This window comes from Ferrovibrio terrae (assembly GCF_007197755.1).
GTDB lineage: Bacteria > Pseudomonadota > Alphaproteobacteria > Ferrovibrionales > Ferrovibrionaceae > Ferrovibrio > Ferrovibrio terrae.
The window spans coordinates 1,946,958-1,964,160 of the sequence record NZ_CP041636.1 but is presented as its reverse complement, the minus strand read 5'-3'; the positions used below and the strand labels follow the sequence as shown (position 1 = coordinate 1,964,160).

The 17,203-nt window shown below is 66.2% G+C and carries 21 protein-coding genes; 3 read left to right on the top strand and 18 right to left on the bottom strand.

The genetic code is table 11. From position 1 onward, the window contains the following. Positions 1–3: 3 nt before the first annotated feature. Positions 4–696: a DUF1045 domain-containing protein gene (locus FNB15_RS09595; protein WP_144068483.1), complete on the top strand. Its 693-nt coding sequence runs from the start codon at positions 4–6 to the stop codon at positions 694–696. Here the strand turns inward: FNB15_RS09595 and FNB15_RS09590 are convergent. From FNB15_RS09590 to phnG, 10 genes are read right to left on the bottom strand one after another with little or no spacing between them, the layout of a single operon-like run. Beyond that, the gene (locus FNB15_RS09590; protein ID WP_144068482.1) at positions 693–1,337 is read right to left on the bottom strand and encodes a LysE family translocator; all 645 of its coding nucleotides are present in this window, start codon (positions 1,335–1,337) and stop codon (positions 693–695) included. The genes FNB15_RS09595 and FNB15_RS09590 overlap by 4 nt on opposite strands. 39 nt (positions 1,338–1,376) lie before the next feature. Beyond that, on the bottom strand, positions 1,377–1,934 hold the full coding sequence (phnN, locus tag FNB15_RS09585) for a phosphonate metabolism protein/1,5-bisphosphokinase (PRPP-forming) PhnN (protein ID WP_246068834.1): 558 nt from the start codon (positions 1,932–1,934) through the stop codon (positions 1,377–1,379). A gap of 1 nt (position 1,935) precedes the next feature. Continuing rightward, positions 1,936–2,487: a phosphonate degradation HD-domain oxygenase gene (locus FNB15_RS09580; protein ID WP_144068481.1), complete on the bottom strand. Its 552-nt coding sequence runs from the start codon at positions 2,485–2,487 to the stop codon at positions 1,936–1,938. An 11-nt stretch (positions 2,488–2,498) separates the two neighbouring features. Then, complete coding sequence (locus FNB15_RS09575; RefSeq protein ID WP_144068480.1) at positions 2,499–3,647, bottom strand: alpha-D-ribose 1-methylphosphonate 5-triphosphate diphosphatase; 1,149 nt, start codon at positions 3,645–3,647, stop codon at positions 2,499–2,501. Next, entirely contained in the window at positions 3,644–4,342 is a 699-nt protein-coding gene (phnL, locus tag FNB15_RS09570; protein ID WP_144068479.1) for a phosphonate C-P lyase system protein PhnL, read from the bottom strand. Before phnL ends, FNB15_RS09575 begins: the two co-directional genes overlap by 4 nt. A 7-nt stretch (positions 4,343–4,349) precedes the next feature. Further along, positions 4,350–5,138 carry a phosphonate C-P lyase system protein PhnK gene (phnK, locus tag FNB15_RS09565; RefSeq protein WP_144068478.1) on the bottom strand — a complete coding sequence of 263 codons (789 nt, stop codon included), beginning with the start codon at positions 5,136–5,138 and terminating at the stop codon, positions 4,350–4,352. Further along, entirely contained in the window at positions 5,135–6,046 is a 912-nt protein-coding gene (locus FNB15_RS09560; RefSeq protein ID WP_144068477.1) for an alpha-D-ribose 1-methylphosphonate 5-phosphate C-P-lyase PhnJ, read from the bottom strand. Before FNB15_RS09560 ends, phnK begins: the two co-directional genes overlap by 4 nt. Beyond that, positions 6,043–7,143, bottom strand: a complete 1,101-nt coding sequence (locus FNB15_RS09555) for a carbon-phosphorus lyase complex subunit (RefSeq protein ID WP_144068476.1) — start codon at positions 7,141–7,143, stop codon at positions 6,043–6,045. Before FNB15_RS09555 ends, FNB15_RS09560 begins: the two co-directional genes overlap by 4 nt. 1 nt (position 7,144) lies before the next feature. Then, on the bottom strand, positions 7,145–7,750 hold the full coding sequence (phnH, locus tag FNB15_RS09550) for a phosphonate C-P lyase system protein PhnH (protein WP_144068475.1): 606 nt from the start codon (positions 7,748–7,750) through the stop codon (positions 7,145–7,147). 2 nt (positions 7,751–7,752) lie between these two features. After that, positions 7,753–8,226, bottom strand: a complete 474-nt coding sequence (phnG, locus tag FNB15_RS09545) for a phosphonate C-P lyase system protein PhnG (RefSeq protein ID WP_144068474.1) — start codon at positions 8,224–8,226, stop codon at positions 7,753–7,755. Between the two features lie 132 nt (positions 8,227–8,358). Between phnG and phnF the strand changes: the two genes are divergently transcribed. Then, a complete protein-coding gene (phnF, locus tag FNB15_RS09540; RefSeq protein WP_144068473.1) occupies positions 8,359–9,111 on the top strand; it encodes a phosphonate metabolism transcriptional regulator PhnF in 753 nt (250 codons plus the stop codon). A 1-nt stretch (position 9,112) separates the two neighbouring features. Here the strand turns inward: phnF and FNB15_RS09535 are convergent, their stop codons facing one another. After that, positions 9,113–9,676, bottom strand: a complete 564-nt coding sequence (locus tag FNB15_RS09535) for a histidine phosphatase family protein (protein WP_144068472.1) — start codon at positions 9,674–9,676, stop codon at positions 9,113–9,115. Between the two features lie 170 nt (positions 9,677–9,846). Here FNB15_RS09535 and FNB15_RS09525 point away from each other — a divergent pair, with 170 nt between their 5' ends. Further along, on the top strand, positions 9,847–11,034 hold the full coding sequence (locus FNB15_RS09525) for a urate hydroxylase PuuD (RefSeq protein ID WP_144068471.1): 1,188 nt from the start codon (positions 9,847–9,849) through the stop codon (positions 11,032–11,034). Positions 11,035–11,071: 37 nt separating this feature from the next. Here the strand turns inward: FNB15_RS09525 and FNB15_RS09520 are convergent, their stop codons facing one another. From FNB15_RS09520 to FNB15_RS09490, 7 genes are read right to left on the bottom strand one after another with little or no spacing between them, the layout of a single operon-like run. Beyond that, a complete protein-coding gene (locus tag FNB15_RS09520; protein ID WP_144068470.1) occupies positions 11,072–11,869 on the bottom strand; it encodes an alpha/beta fold hydrolase in 798 nt (265 codons plus the stop codon). Between the two features lie 12 nt (positions 11,870–11,881). Continuing rightward, the gene (locus FNB15_RS09515; RefSeq protein WP_144068469.1) at positions 11,882–12,355 is read right to left on the bottom strand and encodes a nucleoside deaminase; all 474 of its coding nucleotides are present in this window, start codon (positions 12,353–12,355) and stop codon (positions 11,882–11,884) included. Between the two features lie 20 nt (positions 12,356–12,375). Then, positions 12,376–12,729, bottom strand: coding sequence for a hydroxyisourate hydrolase (uraH, locus tag FNB15_RS09510; protein WP_144068468.1), 354 nt, complete (start codon positions 12,727–12,729; stop codon positions 12,376–12,378). An 11-nt stretch (positions 12,730–12,740) separates the two neighbouring features. Next, on the bottom strand, positions 12,741–13,283 hold the full coding sequence (uraD, locus tag FNB15_RS09505) for a 2-oxo-4-hydroxy-4-carboxy-5-ureidoimidazoline decarboxylase (RefSeq protein WP_246068833.1): 543 nt from the start codon (positions 13,281–13,283) through the stop codon (positions 12,741–12,743). A 43-nt stretch (positions 13,284–13,326) separates the two neighbouring features. Next, the gene (locus tag FNB15_RS09500) at positions 13,327–14,604 is read right to left on the bottom strand and encodes a serine hydrolase domain-containing protein (RefSeq protein WP_144068467.1); all 1,278 of its coding nucleotides are present in this window, start codon (positions 14,602–14,604) and stop codon (positions 13,327–13,329) included. Then, a complete protein-coding gene (locus tag FNB15_RS09495; RefSeq protein WP_144068466.1) occupies positions 14,604–15,890 on the bottom strand; it encodes a glycerate kinase type-2 family protein in 1,287 nt (428 codons plus the stop codon). Before FNB15_RS09495 ends, FNB15_RS09500 begins: the two co-directional genes overlap by 1 nt. Continuing rightward, on the bottom strand, positions 15,887–17,110 hold the full coding sequence (locus tag FNB15_RS09490; RefSeq protein ID WP_144068465.1) for an AGE family epimerase/isomerase: 1,224 nt from the start codon (positions 17,108–17,110) through the stop codon (positions 15,887–15,889). The genes FNB15_RS09495 and FNB15_RS09490 overlap by 4 nt, the downstream gene beginning before the upstream one ends. Between the last annotated feature and the right edge of the window lie 93 nt (positions 17,111–17,203).

The following is a 17,203-nucleotide window of genomic DNA, read 5'->3' as shown; positions in this document are numbered from 1 at the left end:
ACCATGGCGCCGCGTTTTGCCCTTTATGTCGCTCCGGCCACCGACCACCCGCTGCATGATATTGCAGCCCGCTGGCTCGGCTGGGATCCCGAGACCGGCGCGCAGTATCTGGCCGTGCCGGCAGCAGGCCTTGACGCTGGCCGGATCGCCAGCCTGACCGCCGATCCACGCAGATACGGTTTCCACGGCACGCTGAAGCCGCCGTTCCATCTGGCCGAAGGCTGCGACGAGGGCCAGCTGATCATGGCGCTGGAGACATTCGCCGCCACGCGCCGGCCCCTGCGCCTGACGCTGACGCCCGCCGCACTGGGCAGCTTCCTCGCCCTGCGGCCGGCCGTGCCTTCGGCAGAACTGGATGCGCTGGCCGCCGATTGCATCCGCACCTTCGACCGGTTCCGCGCGCCGCCATCGGAGCAGGAACTGGCGCGCCGCCGCGCCGCCGGTTTAAGCGCGCGGCAGGAGCAGTACCTGCGCGACTGGGGCTATCCTTACATCTTCGAAGAATTCCGCATGCATTTCACCCTGACCGGCAGAATCAAGGATGCGACCGAGCGCGGCCTGCTGCTGGATCACCTGACCGAACTGACCGCGCCAGCCCTGCGCAAGGATTTCATGCTGGATGAGGTCTGCCTGTTCGTGCAGGGGGAACCGTCGGCGAATTTCCGCATCGCCGGGCGCTACAGGCTGGGCGGCTAGCCCCGCGCGCCCTCGAAAACCAGACGCAGGCCGAGCGCCGCCATCACGCCGCCAGCCAGCCGGTCGATCCAGGTCTTGCCACCGAGATACAGGCGACGCGGACCGCCGGCCGAGAAGGCCGTGGCGACCAGCGCATACCAGACGAATTCGACCGTGAAGATCGCCGCCGGCAGCGTGACCGCCAGCCAGAGCGGCAGCGGCTGCGCCGGCAGCAGGGCCGCGAAGATGCCGGCATAGACCACGGCGGTTTTCGGATTGCTGAGCTGCGTGACCAGCCCGAGCAGCGCCGCACGCCAGAAACCCTGCCCCGCCCCTTGGCCAGCCTGGCCGGAGGTATCCACCGCCAACGGTTCGCGCGCGCCGCGCCACAGCCGCCAGCCAAGATACAGCAGATACAGCCCACCCAGAATCTTGAGCCCGAGATAAAGCCAGGCCACCTGCGCCAGCAAGGCAATCAGCCCGAGCAGGGCCAGCGTCGCGAAGGTGAGTCCGCCCAGCCCCATGCCAAGCGCAGTGCCAAGCCCTGCGCCGCGCGACCCGGCAATGGCGGTGCGCGCCACCAGCACGAAACTCGGGCCGGGGCTGATCGCGCCCAGCGCGATGGCGACGACGATGCTGAAGAGCGGAAGCAGATGTTCCATGGCGACGACTCCCTTAAGCCAGGAGCGCAGTATGGCCGATCAGCCGCGTTTTTGCAGCAGCAGCGAGAGTGCCGCCACACCCTCGGCCAGCGGGCCGTCATTGTTCAGCGCCGCGACATCGTCGCCGTCCAGCCGGAAAGCCGCGGCGCGCTGTAACCGTTCTTCGATCTCGACGGCCGATTCACGCCCGCGCGCCTGCAGCCGGCGGCGCAGCATATCCGGCGAAGCATTGATCGCGAGCACCAGAAGGCCGGGATACTTCGCCCGCGCTTCCTCGATCACGCCGCGCGAGACATTCACCACCACCTGCCGGCCGGCAGCGAGATCGGACTCTATACTTGCCGGAATACCGTAGTGCAGGCCATGCGCCGTCCAGAACAGTGCGAAGGCACCGCGCGCCACCATAGCGGCGAACTCCGCCTCGCTGACGGCCTGATACTCCTCGCCGCCCAGCCCGGCCGCGCGGGTGATCACACGGCGCGGGAAGACGATATCGCTGCGGCCGGCCAGCGCCACGCGCGCGCCATCCAGCAGGCTGTCCTTGCCCACCCCGCTCGGCCCCGTCACCAGGACGAGGCGGCCTTTTGGCATGGTCATCTCAGCTGGCAGCCTTCATTGCCGTCGCGATGATCGGGCGATAATGCGCCAGATCAGGTGTCTTCAGCTCCGGCGTCTTGGCCGCGTCGTCCCAGCGGCGCAGCAGCACGGCATCGCGCGCATAGGGCTGCGCGATGAAGCCCGCGGCCTCGTCCGCAGTGTAGATGCCGCCCTGGACTTCCAGGCTGGTTTTCGACGCCTGCGACAACCCGGCCCAGTAATGCGGCTCGGCCTGGCAGAGATAGCGTTTGGCCTCGACATGCAAGCGTACCGGCTCGGTGACGGCCTGCGGGAAATAGTGCTCCAGCCAGTCGGCGGCGAGATGTTCATGCCCGGCATCGACGCCCTGCTCGGCCTGGCCTTCGTCGCCCTCGCCGACCAGATGGCCGATGTCATGCAGCAGGCAGGCGGTGATCAGTTCGGGCGAGGAGCCGGTGCGCTCGGCATGCATGGCGCATTGCAGCGCATGCTCCAGCTGGCTGACCGCTTCCATGCCGTAGCGCTCGGCGCCGGCTTTTTCCAGCACGGTGATGATCTGGTCGAGAACAGTCATGATGTCTCTCCCTACATCACACGCTTGCCGCTGCGCCACACGGCGCGCACCACCGGCGTATCGTCGATCAGGCTGATGCGCAGCAGGTCGGCGCGCTTGCCGGTTTCGATGGCGCCGCGATCGGTCAGACCCACGGCATCGGCCGGATTGCTGGAGGCCATCGCCACGGCCTGCGGCAGGCTGATCCCGGGCAGCTGTTCGGGCAGCAGGAACACCGACTGCAGCATGCTGCTGGGCACATAATCCGACGAGATGATGTCGAGCTCGCCCTTTTCCGCGAGCGATTTGGCGGAAATGTTGCCGGAATGCGACCCGCCGCGCACCACGTTGGGCCCGCCCATCATCACCTTCATGCCATGCTGGCGCGACAGTTTGGCCGCTTCGTGCGTGGTGGGGAATTCCGCCACCACCATGCGGTCGGCGGCGGCCTCAGCCACATGCTCGGCAGTCGCATCGTCATGGCTGGCCAGCGGCAGTCCCTTGGCATGGCACAGTGCCACCACCTTGCGGCGGTTCTCGGCGCCCCAGGCCTGCGCATTGGCGATCTGCTCGGCCATGAACCTGTCCATTTCCTCGTCGGTGAGGCCGAACTTGCCCTGGTAATACTGGCGATACTTCTCCGGATTGACGAACTGCCGCTGGCCCGGCGTGTGATCCATGATCGAGACCAGCTTGAGCCAGCTCAGATCCGACATCGGCTCGATCAGCTGCATCAAATCCCTGAACGAGATTTCGCAGCGCAGATGCAGCAGATGTTCGGCGCGCAGCATGCCGCCCTTCTGGGCCTCCTCGATGGCCGCGATCATGTCGCGCAGGATCGCCAGCCGCACCGAACCTTCGCGCACATCGCCCACCGCCACGGCATCCATCACCGTGGTGATGCCGGCCGCCGCCACCTGGGCGTCGTGGTTGATCACGGCCAGTTTCGCCGGCCAGCGCACGCCGGGACGCGGCGCGAAATGCTTTTCCAGATTGTCGGTGTGCAGCTCGACCAGGCCGGGCAGCAGATAGTCGCCGCCGAAATCCTCGGCCGAGCCGACGGCGGACGGCCCGGCGCCGATATCGGCGATCACGCCGTCGCGCACCGCCAGGCTGCCGCCGGCGATTTCATCCTTGCGCCCGATGATGCGGGCATTGGTAATGACCAGATCGGCACTCATGCCGCAACTCCCTGACTTTCCAACGGCAACAGACGCGTGGTGATCGCCGCGCGGGTGTCGGCATCATGCACGATGGCGACAATGGCTGTCCCACGCTGCCGCGCATCATCGATGAGATTTATGACAATTTTGCGGTTCGTTTCGTCCAGCGAGGCGGTCGGTTCATCCAGCAGCAGGATCGGGTAATCGGCACAGAAGCCGCGCGCGATATTGATGCGCTGCTGCTCGCCGCCCGAGAAGGTCGCCGGCGGCAGGCTCCACATCTTTTCCGCGATCTGCAGCCGGGCCAGCAGTTCAGCGGCGCGTGCCCTTGCCGCCTGTTCGCCGGCGCCGCGCGCCAGCATCGGCTCCGCCACGATATCCAGGGTCGCGACGCGCGGGATCACGCGGAGGAACTGGGTGACATAGCCCAGCGTGCGGCGGCGGATTTCCAGCACCACGCGCGGTTCGGCCGGCACGATATCGACGGGTGCGCCGTCATGGCGGATCAGGATGCGGCCCGCCTGCGGCCGGTAGTTGCCGTAGATCGAGCGCAGCAAGGTGGATTTGCCGGCACCTGATGGCCCATGCAGGGTGACGCATTCGCCGGCATTGACGCTGAAGCCGGTGTTGCGCAGCACCGGCAGGGCGATGCCGCCGCGTAAGTGCAGGGTGAAGGTCTTGTCGAGGCTCTCGACCTTGATCATCTCGGTCATGATTGGCTCACACGCTCAGCACGGAGGAGACCAGCAGCTGCGTATAGGCATGCTGCGGATCGTCGAGCAACTGGTCGGTCAGACCGGCTTCCACCACCTGGCCGCGCCGCATCACCATCAGGCGATGCGCCAGCAGGCGGGCGACACCCAGATCATGCGTCACCACGATGCAGGCGACGTTGTGCTCCTGCACCAGCCGGCGGATCAGGTCGAGCAGGCGCGCCTGCACCGAAACATCCAGGCCGCCGGTCGGCTCGTCCATCAGCACGATGCGCGGTCGCGTCACCAGGTTGCGGGCGATCTGCAGGCGCTGCTGCATGCCGCCGGAGAAAGTCCGCGGCAGGTCGTCGATGCGTTCCGGCGCGATCTCCACCGCCTGCAGCCAGTCCAGCGCGGTGTCGCGCAGCTTGCCGTAATGCTTGTCGCCCAGCGCCATCAGCCGCTCGCCGATATTGGCGCCGGCGGAAAAACCCATGCGCAGGCCGTCGCGGGCATGCTGCTGCACGAAGCCCCATTCGGTGCGCATCAGGTGGCGGCGCTGTGCATCCGACGCGGACGCCAGATCGACAATGCTGTTCGCGCCGGTGCGATACAGCACCCGGCCGCTGTCCACGGCAAGCCGCCCGGCGATGGCATTCAGCAAGGTCGATTTGCCCGAGCCGGATTCGCCGACGATGCCGAGCACTTCGCCCGGCCACAGGTCGAAGGAGACATCGCAGCAGGCCGCATGGCGGCCGAAGCTCTTATTCAGTGCTTCCACGCTGAGCAGCGGGGTCTGGTCAAGATCGGGGGTCATTCGGCGGCCTCCGCCTTCGTGTAGGGTGCACTCATGCGGCCGGTATGGCCGGCCTCGCGGCGCTCGCCGCAGTAATCGGTGTCCGAGCAGACGAACATGCGGCTGCCCTTGTCATCCAGGATCACCTCATCGAGGAAGCTGTCATGTGCGCCGCACAGCGCGCAGTCTTCCGGCCAGCGCTCGATTTCGAAGGGATGATCCTCGAAATCCAGCGGCCTGACCTCGGTGTAGGGTGGCACCGCGTAAATGCGCTTTTCGCGGCCGGCGCCGAACAGCTGGAGTGCTGCATTCATATGCAGCTTCGGCGTATCGAATTTCGGGATCGGCGAGCAGCGCATCAGGTAGCGGCCGTTCACCAGCACCGGATAATCGTAGGCCGTGGAGATATGGCCGTGCTGGGCGATATCCTCATACAGCTTCACATGCATCACGCCATATTCCGACAGCGCATGCATCTTGCGGGTCTCGGTCTCGCGCGGCTCGAGCCAGCGTAGCGGCTCCGGGATCGGCACCTGGTAGACCAGGATCTGGCCTTCCGACAGCGGCGTCTCCGGCACGCGGTGGCGCGTCTGGATCAGCGTGGCCTCGCGCGTCTTCTCGGTGGTGGCGACATTGGTCATGCGCACGAAGAAGCGCCGGATCGACACGGCATTGGTCGTGTCATCGGCACCCTGGTCGATCACCTTCAGCACGTCTTTCGCGCCGATCACCGCCGCCGTCACCTGCATGCCGCCAGTACCCCAGCCATAGGGCAGCGGCATTTCACGGCTGCCGAACGGCACCTGGTAGCCCGGGATCGCCACCGCCTTCAGGATCGCGCGACGCAGCATGCGCTTGGTCTGTTCGTCCAGGAAAGCGAAGTTGTAGCCCGCGAGCGTGGCGCTGGCTTCATAGCCCTGCGTGTTCATTGTGCGGCCTCCGCCATCTCGGCCTGTTCATTGGCAGCAGCAATCTCGGCCCGCATGGTGCGCACCAGTGTCAGCTCGGCCTGGAAATCGACGTGATGCGGTAGCTTGAGATGCTGCACGAAGCCCGAAGCCTCCACATTGTCGGCATGGTAGAGCACGAATTCGGCATCCTGCGCCGGCGCGGTGATATCCTCGCCCAGTTCCTCGGCGCGCAGCGCGCGATCCACCAGCGACATCGCCATCGCCTTGCGCTCGGCATAACCGAAGGCGAGGCCGTAGCCGCGGGTGAATTTCGGCGGCTCGGATTTCGAGCCCACGAACTGGTTGACCATCTGGCATTCGGTGACGGTGATGTCGCCAACATCGACCGCGAAGCCGAGTTCCGGAATATCGATTTCCACGGCCACTTCGCCGGTGCGGATTTCACCGACGAAGGGATGCGAGCGGGCATAACCGCGCTGGGTGGAGTAGCCCAGCGCCAGCAGGTAGCCCTCGTCGGCGCGCGCCAGATTCTGCAGCCGGATGTCGCGCCCGGCCGGGAAAGTCAGCGGCTCGCGCGTCAGGTCGCCCACCGCGGCATCCTCGGCATCGGGCAGTTCGCGTTCGATCAGGCCTTCGGCATTCAGCAGATCGACCACCTGCGGCAGGTGATCGGCGAGCTCGCCCTTGCCTTCCGCCTGCGGAGCAGACCCGGCTTCCAGCGCGAAATCGATCAGGCGATGCGTGTAGTCGAAGGTGGGCCCCAGCAGCTGGCCGCCCGGCATATCCTTGAAGCAGGAGGAAATGCGGCGCGATACTTTCATCTTGCCGGTATCGATCGGCAGCGACACCGCCAGGCGCGGCAAGGTGGTGCGATAGGCGCGCAGCAGGAAGATCGCCTCGACCTGGTCACCGCGCGACTGCTTCAGCGCCAGTGCGGCCAGATCGGGATCGTAGACCGAGCCTTCGGTCATCACGCGGTCGACGCCGCCGCTCATCTGTTCGCGAATTTGTGCCACGCTCAGTTCGGGCACGTCCGGATTGCCGCGGCGATCTTCCGCCAGCAGCTGATGGGCATTGCCGATGGCGGTCTCGCCGCCTTTCACTGCCACATACATGTCAGGCTCCCTCGAAGCTGATCGCTGTGCTGCGCGGCAGGGCGACCAGATCACGGCCGCAGCCCAGATAAAGATCGACACCGCGCGGGAATTCGATAGAGAGCGCCGCGCGTTGCCGCCACAGGCTCTGATCCAGGCCGCAGAAGGACATACTGATGCTGTCCTTGATGCCCGGCCCGCGCCAGGTCATCAAAGATGGGCCGCCGAGGCTCTGTACCTGCACGAGGAGCGTCGCGCCGCGTTCGGGCGATTCATCGGTGCCGAAGGAGAAAGTCTCGAGCGCGGGCATCTGCGCGGCATCAAGCACTGCAAACGCGGCCTGATCGGGTTTCGCCGCCAGCGGCGCGCCGCTGTGGAAACGCAGCCAGGTGCGTACGGCATCTGTATCGAAACCCGGGCCGAGCCAGACCGGCGTGTCGAGATCGGCCAGCGTCAGCAAGGCGGCGGCCAGCGCCGGCGACAAACCGTCGGGATGGCCAGTTTCGGTTTCCACAGTCACCACGCGGCCGGGCCGCGCCATGGCATCGAGCAGGGCGCGGAAGGCCTGCTGGCTCTGCTGCACCGGATCATCGAAGCCGGTCGCGGGTGTCTCAAGGATTTCAGTCATGCTCAGTCCTCCCCGCGCACCAGGGTGAAGAAATCGACCTTGGTGGCGGCCACTTTCGCCGCGCGGGTCGCACGCTCTGTTGCCAGTTTCTGTTCGACCGGCGCGATCAGCAGCTGTTCGATCTTCTCGGCGCCGTCCGCGTCCTGACTCAGCGCATCGAAGACGGCGACCAGTTCGGCCCGGCGGCGATCGCGGCCCTGCACGTAGCCCACGCCCATCTTGCCGTCGCTCTCCAGCGTCACCACGCAACGCGACACCGTCATCTCACCGAGATTGAACCGCTGCCCCACCCCGCCGGCGCGCCCCCGCACCATGGCGAGGCCCGTCTCGGGCTGCTTCAGCCGGCGCCAGGCCGGCGGCGCCGGCAGTGCGGCCAATGCGGCTTCCAGCGTGGCGCGGTCGGTGCGGGCCAGGATGCGCAGGCGGCGCTGGCGCGCGCCGATCTCCGGGTCCGTCTGGGTGGCTTGAGCTGTCATACTCGACCTCTTGCGCAATGGTCTAAATTTGTCTAGACATCTATATATTCAATACCCCGCCGGGCTGGCTTCAGCAAGCCACGACTTGGCGAAGTTTTTATGACGGCCAATCTTTGAAGGCGGAGTGCAGCGATGTCTGAACGAGCAGCGGTCGCGGGACATATCGAACGCGGCGTCGGCACGGCGGTCTGGCGACAGATCGCCTTCGCCATGGAGCAGGCGATCCGTCGCGGCGACTACAAGCCGGGCATCCAGCTGCCGACCGAAAAACAGCTGGCCGACCGCTTCGGCGTCAATCGCCATACCGTGCGCCAGGCCATGAACCGCCTGGCCGAAACCGGCCTGGTCAGCATCGAGCAAGGCCGCGGCATGTTCGTCGCGGAAGGTTCACTGGATTACCGCATCGGCGCACGCACGCGTTTCACCGAAAACCTGCTGACCCGGCAGAAGAAGCCGCTGCGTGAACTGATTTCGGCCGATCAGGTCCCCGCCCCCGCCGATATCGCGCGTGCGCTCGGCATCCCGACCGGCGCGCCGCTGTGGCAGATCGAGACGCGCAACCACGCCGATGATCGCGCCGTCAGCATGAGCAGCCATTTCTTCAGTGCCGATCGCTTCCCCGACATGCCCGAGCTGTTCCGCCGCGCCAACTCCATCACCGGCGCGCTGAAACTGGCCGGCGTTGCCGACTATCACCGCCGCACCACGAAGATCGCGGCCAGACTGATCGCCGCCAATGACGCGCGCTTGCTGGATCTGCCGCGCACGCGGCCGGTGCTGATCAGCGAAACCGTGAATGTCGATGAACGCGGACGTCCGGTGGAGTATGTCCGCGCGCGCTTCGCGGCGGATCACGTCACACTCAGCATCGAGCACCTGGAATAATTCAGCCGCCCGCATCGAGGCGGCCGAGAGTCGCCAGGCCGTCGCGCCGCACCACGATGACTTCGCCACTGCGCGGAAAGATGCCGGTCAGCGCCGTGATATTGACCTGATGTGTCACCAGCACGGCCGGCTTGGCCGCTGGCAGCGCGGCGATCAGTTGGCGCAACGCGGTGGTGCTGTCGGCGGCGGCGCCCGACGCCCCAAAGAAGGAGTTGAGCGGCGCTGCCACCTGCACCGGGCCCAGCGCGAGGCCGCTTGCCGTGTCGCGACAGCGGCACCAGGCGCTGCTGCGAATTTCGGCCGCCGCGATCCCCTGCCGCCGGAAGGCCTCTCCCAATCGGGCCGCCTGGGCGCGGCCATCGGGCGAAAGATTGCGCTGGGTCGCACAGTCATCGAGCCGGAAGCCGGCCGGGTCGCCGGTGCCCGGCGCTTCGGCATGGCGGACCAGCGCCACGGCCTCGCCGCTGCGTAAAGCCTCCCACAGCCGCGGGCTGGCGCGGGCCACCTCCGCGCCGACAGCACCGCAGCACAGGATGACTGCAAACCACACCGTTCGAAACATCATGCCGGCCTCCCTGTCGCATGTCGGATATAGCGTGCCGCTGCGTTCCGGCGAGGGCCGCTGACGGAACCTTGGTGGGTAAAATTGCACACAATCCGGATTGACGATCCCCGCCGGTCTGGGTAGGGCTTGGGGCAAGCGCTGCAGTTGTGCCAGCGCGGGGGTGATCCGGCATGTTCGATCTGGCAATGGAATGGCTCAATCTGGTGCTGCGCTGGATGCACCTGATTTTCGGCATTGCCTGGATCGGCTCGTCCTTCTTCTTCGTCTGGCTCGACAACTCGCTGCGTAAAGCGCCCGACCAGCAGGCCGGCGTGCTGGGCCAGGCCTGGCTGATCCATGGCGGCGGCTTCTATTTCACCGAGAAGTATTCGGTGGCACCGCCGCAGCTGCCAGCCGAACTGCACTGGTTCAAATACGAGGCCTATTTCACCTGGATCAGCGGCTTCTTCCTGATGGGCGCGCTGTATTACGTCAGCGCCGACCTTTATCTCATTGACGACAAGGTGCTGGCGCTCAGCCAGGGCGAGGCCATCAGCTTCAGCCTGATCTCGCTCGTGCTGGGCTGGGTGGTCTACGACCTGCTCTGCCGCTCGCCGCTTGGCAAAAGCGATACGGCACTCGCTATCGTCGGTTTCGCCCTGCTGGTGCTGGCCACCTGGGGCTACACGCAGATTTTCTCGGCCCGCGCGGCCTACCTGCATGTCGGTGCGCTGATCGGCACGATCATGGCCGCCAATGTGGCGATGAACATCATCCCGAACCAGAAGATCGCCGTGGCCCAGATGATCGCCGGCCAGGCGCCCGATCCCAGCTTCGGCAAGATGGCCAAGCAGCGTTCGCTGCATAACAACTACCTGACCCTGCCGGTGCTGTTCGCCATGATCAGCAATCATTACCCGGTCACTTACGGCCATCCTTATGGCTGGGTGATCCTTGCTGTCGTCATGGTGATCGGCGGGCTGGTGCGGCATTTCTTCAACCTGAAGAACCAGGGCCGCGGCATCCGCTACGAATTCCTCGTCGTTGCCTTCCTGCTCACCGTCGGGCTGGTGTTCTTCACGCACTGGGATCCGCGCCGCGTGACGCTGTCGGAAGGCGCGACATTTGCGCAGGCGCAGGCCGTGATCGCCGCGCGCTGCACGACCTGTCATGCCGCCCGGCCGACCTTTGACGGTATCACCGAGGCGCCCAAGGGCGTGATGCTGGAAAGCCCGGCGCAGATCCGCCGCTTCGCCTCACTGATCAGCCAGCAGGCCGTGCGCACCGAAACCATGCCACCCGGCAACGTCACCGAGATCACGACGGAAGAACGCCAGGTGCTGGGCGCCTGGATCGCCGCCGGCGCATCGCTCAAATAAGCGATGCGCCTTACATGCAATTCCGGGCGAAGGTGAATTAAGGCAACGCTTTCAGCCAGCCGGTGATCGTCTGCACAACCTCGCTGTCGAGACCGGCAAAACCGTGATGGCCGGCAGCCTCGCATTCCTCGCCCTTGCGGTCCGGCGTCCCGCCCTTCAGCATCATCAGGTCGACTTTCGGCGCGGCCGTCAGTAAAGACCTGAACGCCGCAGTGGCGCTGGCCGGAGTATAAGGGCACGCGTCATTCTCATGCGCCAGCAGCAACACCGGCATGACGATGGCCTCCAGCGGCTTCACCATGCGATGCACGGACGGCTGCCGCGCATCGGTCTGCATCAGCATCCCGGAGGTGATGACGATGGCATCGGGCTTTTGCATGCCGGTCAGGCGCGCGGCGGCATTGGCGACGCTGAGCGCCGCGCGGCTGGTGCCGATCAGATAGACTTTGGGTGCCTGCCGCCGCAGATACTCCACCAGTGCGCCGAGATCGGCCGCCTGCTCCGCATTCCAGCGATAGCTGTTGCGCACGCCGCTGGCGCCTTCTTTCAGGTCTTCGGCGATATCCGGCGTCGCGGCAATGAACCCTGCTTTCGCATAGGCCGCGCGGGTTCGCACCAGCTGGTTGCCGCCCAGACTGCCGATCCGCCCGGAGGCACCGATATCGAGCCGTCCGGCACCGCCGGCCAGCAGGATCACTGCCGCCTTCGCATTGTCGGGCGCATCGACCAGCACATGCATAACGCCGCCACGCGCCGGGATATCGACCACCACTTCCAGCGCCACGGCCGGCGCGGCAAAAGCTGCAGCGGCGGCAAATACCAGGGCGGCACGCATCCTATGCCCCATTCAATATGGCGTCTTGTCGGGCTTCACATTCCACTCGCGGAACACCTCCAGCGCCTCGTCGCGCAGGATCTGCTCGCAGACCAGCGAGCGGCGTTCGCGCGGCAGGGCGAGCTGGCGATACAGGAAGGCATCGTCGAAGTTGATCGCCGCCGCGTCGGCCTGTTCGTTGGCGTAATACACCTTGTCGATCCGCGCCCAGTAGGTGGCCGACAGGCACATCGGGCAGGGTTCGCAGCTGGTATAGAGCACGCAACCCCTGAGGTCGAAGCGGGCCAGCCGGGTGCAGGCATCGCGGATCGCCACGACTTCCGCATGCGCCGTGGGATCGTTGGTCGAGGTGACCTTGTTCCAGCCTTCGCCCACCACCTTGCCCTCGGCCACGATCACCGCGCCGAAGGGTCCGCCGGCATTGGCGCTCATATGAATGCGGCTGAGCGCAATCGCCTGCCGCATGAAAGTCTCATGATCACTCATGGGATATCCTCCCGTGACGATTACGAACCGCGATACGTCGAATAACTCCAGGGTGAGGCCAGCAGCGGCACATGGTAATGCCCGTCCGCCTCGGCAATGCCGAACCGCAGCGGCACGATATCGAGAAACGCCGGCTGCGGCAGGTTGGCGCCGAGCCCGCGGAAATAATCGCCGATGCGGAAGACCAGTTCATACTGGCCGGTCTTGTAGTCATCGCCGGTCAGCAGCGGCGCATCGGTGCGGCCGTCTGCGTTGGTGACAACCTCTTTCACCAGGCTGCGCGCCTCGCCCTCCAGGCGATAGAGCGCGATCTTCACGCCGGCGGCCGGCCTGCCGTTCATGGTGTCGAGGACATGGGTGCTGAGGCGGGCCATTCATATCTTCCTTAAGCAGCCAGCAGGGCTTCGAGGCGGATGCGGGCGATCTTGCCCACCTCACTCAGCGCCGTGGTGAATTCAATCTCGCGCGGATTGTTCACCCGCCGCTCAAATTCGGCAAAGATCTCGCGCCTGGTACGCAGTTTCACCGCGATGATGAAAGGGAAACCGTGCGCCTTCAGATACGCGGCATTGAGCGCGACGATCTTCGCCTTTTCGTCGGCGCTCAGCCGCGTCAGGCCCACGCTGTCCTGTTCAGAGGTGGAATGCGCCGTCAGCGTGCCGGTGTCTGCCTCTTTGCCGGCCAGCTGCGGATGCGCGCGCAGCAAAGCCAGCTTCTCGGACTCGTTCGCTGCCCACATCGCCAGCACCATGGCGCCATGCAGGCTGTCGAGGCTGCCGAACGGCCGCTTCGCCGCGGCGCGTTCGGGCACCCAGGGCGAATGCTCGAAAATGCCGCCTAACGCCGCGACGAAATCGCTGTCGCTCATGCGGTTCAGATCGACAAGACTCAGCGTGACATGCTGCATGAAGCCTCCGGGCTGCAGCATCCTGTATACCCCATCAGGGCCGCATCAGGCCAGCGCAGCCGTGTTACTGGCGCGGGAAATGCAAGCGCAGGCCGCGCCATAGCGCCGTGGCTTCGGCGCCGCCGGCATCACGCGCATCGGGCCGCACGGCGGTATGCACCATGATCAGCTTGCGCGCCGGATCGACAAACAGGGTCTGGCCACGCACGCCGAGCAGGGCGAAGCTGCCGTCATTCTCGGGGAATATCCAGGTCTGAAAACCGTAGCCGAGCCAGCGGCCGGTCTGGTTGCTGTTGAAATGCGGTCGCGTCATCTCGCGCAGCCAGTCGGCCGGGATCACCTGTCTGTCGCCCGCTTTGCCGCCATTGGCCAGCAGTCGGCCGAGCCGCGCATAGTCCCGCAGCACGGCGCTGAAAGTGCCGTGGGTGGTTTCCTGTCCGGTACGGTCGATGACCCAATTGGCATCGGCCTCGGCGCCGATCGGCTGCCACAGGCGCTCCGACAGATACTCGGCCACTGGTCGTTTGAGTGCGCCGGTCAGCACCAGGCCCAGCACGAAGGTCTCGGACGAGGCGTAATACCAGCGCGCACCGGGCTCGGCGTCTCGCGTGTTGAACTGCCGCACTGCGCCGGCACCGCCAGGCCCGAGAAGCAGCGCGCGTGAAAGTCTCGCCGCGTCATCGGCGCCATCGTAATCCTCGCGGAACTGCACGCCCGACGACATGGTGAGCAGATGCCGGATCGGCGTGCGGCCATATTCGCTGCCGGTCAGCGCCGGCACATATTTTTCGGCCGTGTCCTCGATGGACGTAATCGCGCCGTCGGCGACGGCCAGTCCGACCAGGATGGCGCAGATCGTCTTGGCCATCGAGAACGACACGAAGCGATGCGTTTCGCTGCGGGCATACTGGTAGCGTTCGATCTGGATCGTGTCGTCCACCGCCACCAGCAGGCCGGTGGCGGGATTGCGCGCGAGATAACCGTCGATGGTGGCGCGCCCGCCGCCGCGCACCGGCGGGATCAGATACTGTACCGCCGGCTCGGCTGCCGCGCGCCGCCACGGACTTGGCGTTTCGGCCCGAGGTACCCTGCGCGTATTGAGAATGTCCTCAAGCCGGGAGAAGCCGTCCACGCTGTAGGCCGGCGACCGCCAGTTGGCCGCTGTGGCACGCGGATATTCGCCGGCATTATTGGTGTAACGTTCGAGATCCGGGCCGCCGGGATTGACGCGGATGCCGGTTGCAGAGGGCGCGGAGGCCGGTTGCGCTGTCGGCGCCCTGCCGCTGGTGGTGCAGGCGGCCAGAGGCAGAGCCAGGACCACCAGCAGAGCGGCAGAGCGCATCACAACACCAGGATGGCGCGGAAGTCATTGACGTTGGTCAGCGTCGGACCGGTGACGACCAGGCTGCCGGCGGCCTGGAAGAAGCTGTAGCCGTCGTTGTTGGCGAGACAGGCCTTCACGTCGATGCCCTTCCTCGCGGCCCGCGCGATGCTGTCGGGCGCAAGCCAGGCGCCGGCATTGTCCTCGCTGCCGTCGATGCCATCGGTATCGGCGGCCAGCGCATAGATACCCTCGGCCCCCATACCAGATGAAGAATCGGCCAGCGCGACCGCCAGTGCCGTGAGGAATTCGACATTGCGCCCGCCGCGGCCCTTGCCGCGCAGCGTCACCGTCGTCTCACCGCCCGACAGCAGCACGCAGGGTGCTTTCACCGGCTGGCCATGGCGGCGCACCTGCCGCGCGATCCCCGCCATCACCATGGCGACATCGCGCGCCTCGCCCTCGATGGCATCGCCCAGGATCAGCGGCGTGATCCCGGCCGCAGCCGCCACTTTCGCGGCAGCTTCCAGCGCCATCTGCGGCGTGGCGATCATTTTCATGCTGGTATTGGCAAAAACCTTGTCGCCGGACTTGGGTGACTCATCTCTCGCGGCGGCCAGATGCTTTTTCACATTGGCCGGCAGGTCGATGCCGTATTTCTCGATCACCGCCATCGCATCGGCGTAAGTCGTCGGATCGGGCACGGTCGGCCCCGAAGCGATCACCGCGGGATCGTCGCCCGGCACATCCGAGATCAGCAGCGACACCAGCGGCGCCGGCGCGGCCGCCGCCGCCAGCCGACCGCCCTTGATGGCGGAGAGATGTTTGCGCAGGCAGTTCATCTCCGCGATATTCGCGCCGCAGGACAGCAGCGCGCGGTTCACCGCCTGCTTGTCGGCGAGCGTCAGCCCCTCCGCCGGCAGCGACAGCAAGGCCGAGCCACCGCCCGAGATCAGGCAGAGCACCAGATCGTCGGGCCCCAGCCCCTTCACCTTCTGCAGGATCAGCGCGGCGGCTTTCTCGCCGGCGGAATCCGGCACCGGATGCGAGGCCTCCACCACCTGGATGCGGTCGCAGGGCAGGTCATGGCCATAGCGCGTCACCACCAGGCCCTCCAGCGGAGCCTCGGCCGGCCAGGCCAGCTCGACCGCGCGCGCCATGCTGGCGGCAGCCTTGCCGGCGCCGACCACAACTGTCCGGCCTTTCGGAGCCTTCGGCAGATGCGGCGCGACGCAATGCGCCGGATCGGCCGCGTCGCGCGCCGCCGTGAACATCGCCTGCAGCAGGGTTGCCGGATCGCCCGTCATACCGTCACCTTCGCATGGGCCCGCCCGGCCAGGCCATAGGCCTCCGCCACTTTCAGCGCCGCGGTGGCAATGTGATAGGGCGTGGTGGCCGGCAGGTAGTCGCTGTCGGGCGTGAGATCGCGGCGCAGGAACTCGCGCCAGCCGCCGCCCGGTGTCAGATAATGCCGGGTGAGGAAGGCGATGCGGCGGTCTAGCGCGGCATAGGCCGCCGGTTCCGCCGTGTCGGTCGCGCGCATCGCCTGCACCTTGATGCATTCGGTCAGCGGCCAGATGCGCTTGCGGTCGCTGATCACCCGGCCTTCGGTGTCGAGCTGGTCATGGATGCCGCCATGCTGCGGGTCGAAACCATGCGCATCGGCCCAGGCCACCATTGGCGCGGTGATCGCGCGATACTCCGCCTCGCCGCGGGCCATCGCGTAATCACGCAGCAGGCCAACCCATTCGTAGGAATGCCCGGGCTCGACGATGCGTCCGCTTTCACCGTTCGGCCGGCCGGCGGCATCGAAATGCTCCAGCACCTTGGTACCGTCATCGGAGCGCAGGCGCTGCATGAACAGCATGACCGGCATGCCGGCCTCCTGCAGCACGGCTGCGTCGCGGGTGGCGCCATGCAGCGCCAGCAGGCCCTCCAGCATGTGCATGTGCGGATTCTGTTCCAGCACCATGTCCAGCGCGCGCCAGTCGCGGCTGGCGCTCTGGGCGAGCCAGCCCTGCGGCAGCAGCAGGCGCCGTTTCACGATCTCCAGCGTGCGCCGCGCCCAGTCGATGGCGGCAGGTTTGCCGAACACCGCGCCATACTCGGCCAGCGCGAAGATCGCGAAGGCGTGGCCATAGGTATCCTTGCGCGGATCGGCCGGAGCATGTGCATCCGCGCCGGTCCTCAGGCTGAAGAACCAGCCATCATGCTGATGGTCCCAGAAACGACCGGTGAGATCGGCGTAGAGCGCGTGCGCCCGCGCGGCACAGCGCTCGTCGCCGGTGATGCGCCAGGCCTGCGAAAAGAAGAAGAGCTGCCGCGCCACCGCCATGCTGCGGCGATAGCCCACCAGCACGGGCGTCAGATTGGCAGCCTGCAGGCGTTCGATACTATGCCCGCCGGCGGCATCCCAGCCATGCTCAAGCCAGAGCCTGGCCGTGTCGGTAAAAGCATGGGTGATGAAGCGCTGCGCGGCGGCACGCTGCGGTTCGGTAAAGGGCATGACAGGCGAGGATTTGGTCACGGCGCTTTCATTGCCACGTCCGGCGGCAGAATTCGAGCCATTCCCGGACACTGAGGCCTTCTCCCGACAAATTTATCCCGAACCTTTTCCGGA

Excerpts from the sequence above, each read along its gene's own strand:
- FNB15_RS09595 (WP_144068483.1), top strand. The coding sequence starts at position 4 with ATGGCGCCGCGTTTTGCCCTTTATGTCGCTCCGGCCACCGACCACCCG.
- FNB15_RS09590 (WP_144068482.1), bottom strand. The coding sequence starts at position 1,337 with ATGGAACATCTGCTTCCGCTCTTCAGCATCGTCGTCGCCATCGCGCTG.
- phnN (WP_246068834.1), bottom strand. The coding sequence starts at position 1,934 with ATGACCATGCCAAAAGGCCGCCTCGTCCTGGTGACGGGGCCGAGCGGG.
- FNB15_RS09580 (WP_144068481.1), bottom strand. The coding sequence starts at position 2,487 with ATGACTGTTCTCGACCAGATCATCACCGTGCTGGAAAAAGCCGGCGCC.
- FNB15_RS09575 (WP_144068480.1), bottom strand. The coding sequence starts at position 3,647 with ATGAGTGCCGATCTGGTCATTACCAATGCCCGCATCATCGGGCGCAAG.
- phnL (WP_144068479.1), bottom strand. The coding sequence starts at position 4,342 with ATGACCGAGATGATCAAGGTCGAGAGCCTCGACAAGACCTTCACCCTG.
- phnK (WP_144068478.1), bottom strand. The coding sequence starts at position 5,138 with ATGACCCCCGATCTTGACCAGACCCCGCTGCTCAGCGTGGAAGCACTG.
- FNB15_RS09560 (WP_144068477.1), bottom strand. The coding sequence starts at position 6,046 with ATGAACACGCAGGGCTATGAAGCCAGCGCCACGCTCGCGGGCTACAAC.
- FNB15_RS09555 (WP_144068476.1), bottom strand. The coding sequence starts at position 7,143 with ATGTATGTGGCAGTGAAAGGCGGCGAGACCGCCATCGGCAATGCCCAT.
- phnH (WP_144068475.1), bottom strand. The coding sequence starts at position 7,750 with ATGACTGAAATCCTTGAGACACCCGCGACCGGCTTCGATGATCCGGTG.
- phnG (WP_144068474.1), bottom strand. The coding sequence starts at position 8,226 with ATGACAGCTCAAGCCACCCAGACGGACCCGGAGATCGGCGCGCGCCAG.
- phnF (WP_144068473.1), top strand. The coding sequence starts at position 8,359 with ATGTCTGAACGAGCAGCGGTCGCGGGACATATCGAACGCGGCGTCGGC.
- FNB15_RS09535 (WP_144068472.1), bottom strand. The coding sequence starts at position 9,676 with ATGATGTTTCGAACGGTGTGGTTTGCAGTCATCCTGTGCTGCGGTGCT.
- FNB15_RS09525 (WP_144068471.1), top strand. The coding sequence starts at position 9,847 with ATGTTCGATCTGGCAATGGAATGGCTCAATCTGGTGCTGCGCTGGATG.
- FNB15_RS09520 (WP_144068470.1), bottom strand. The coding sequence starts at position 11,869 with ATGCGTGCCGCCCTGGTATTTGCCGCCGCTGCAGCTTTTGCCGCGCCG.
- FNB15_RS09515 (WP_144068469.1), bottom strand. The coding sequence starts at position 12,355 with ATGAGTGATCATGAGACTTTCATGCGGCAGGCGATTGCGCTCAGCCGC.
- uraH (WP_144068468.1), bottom strand. The coding sequence starts at position 12,729 with ATGGCCCGCCTCAGCACCCATGTCCTCGACACCATGAACGGCAGGCCG.
- uraD (WP_246068833.1), bottom strand. The coding sequence starts at position 13,283 with ATGCTGCAGCCCGGAGGCTTCATGCAGCATGTCACGCTGAGTCTTGTC.
- FNB15_RS09500 (WP_144068467.1), bottom strand. The coding sequence starts at position 14,604 with ATGCGCTCTGCCGCTCTGCTGGTGGTCCTGGCTCTGCCTCTGGCCGCC.
- FNB15_RS09495 (WP_144068466.1), bottom strand. The coding sequence starts at position 15,890 with ATGACGGGCGATCCGGCAACCCTGCTGCAGGCGATGTTCACGGCGGCG.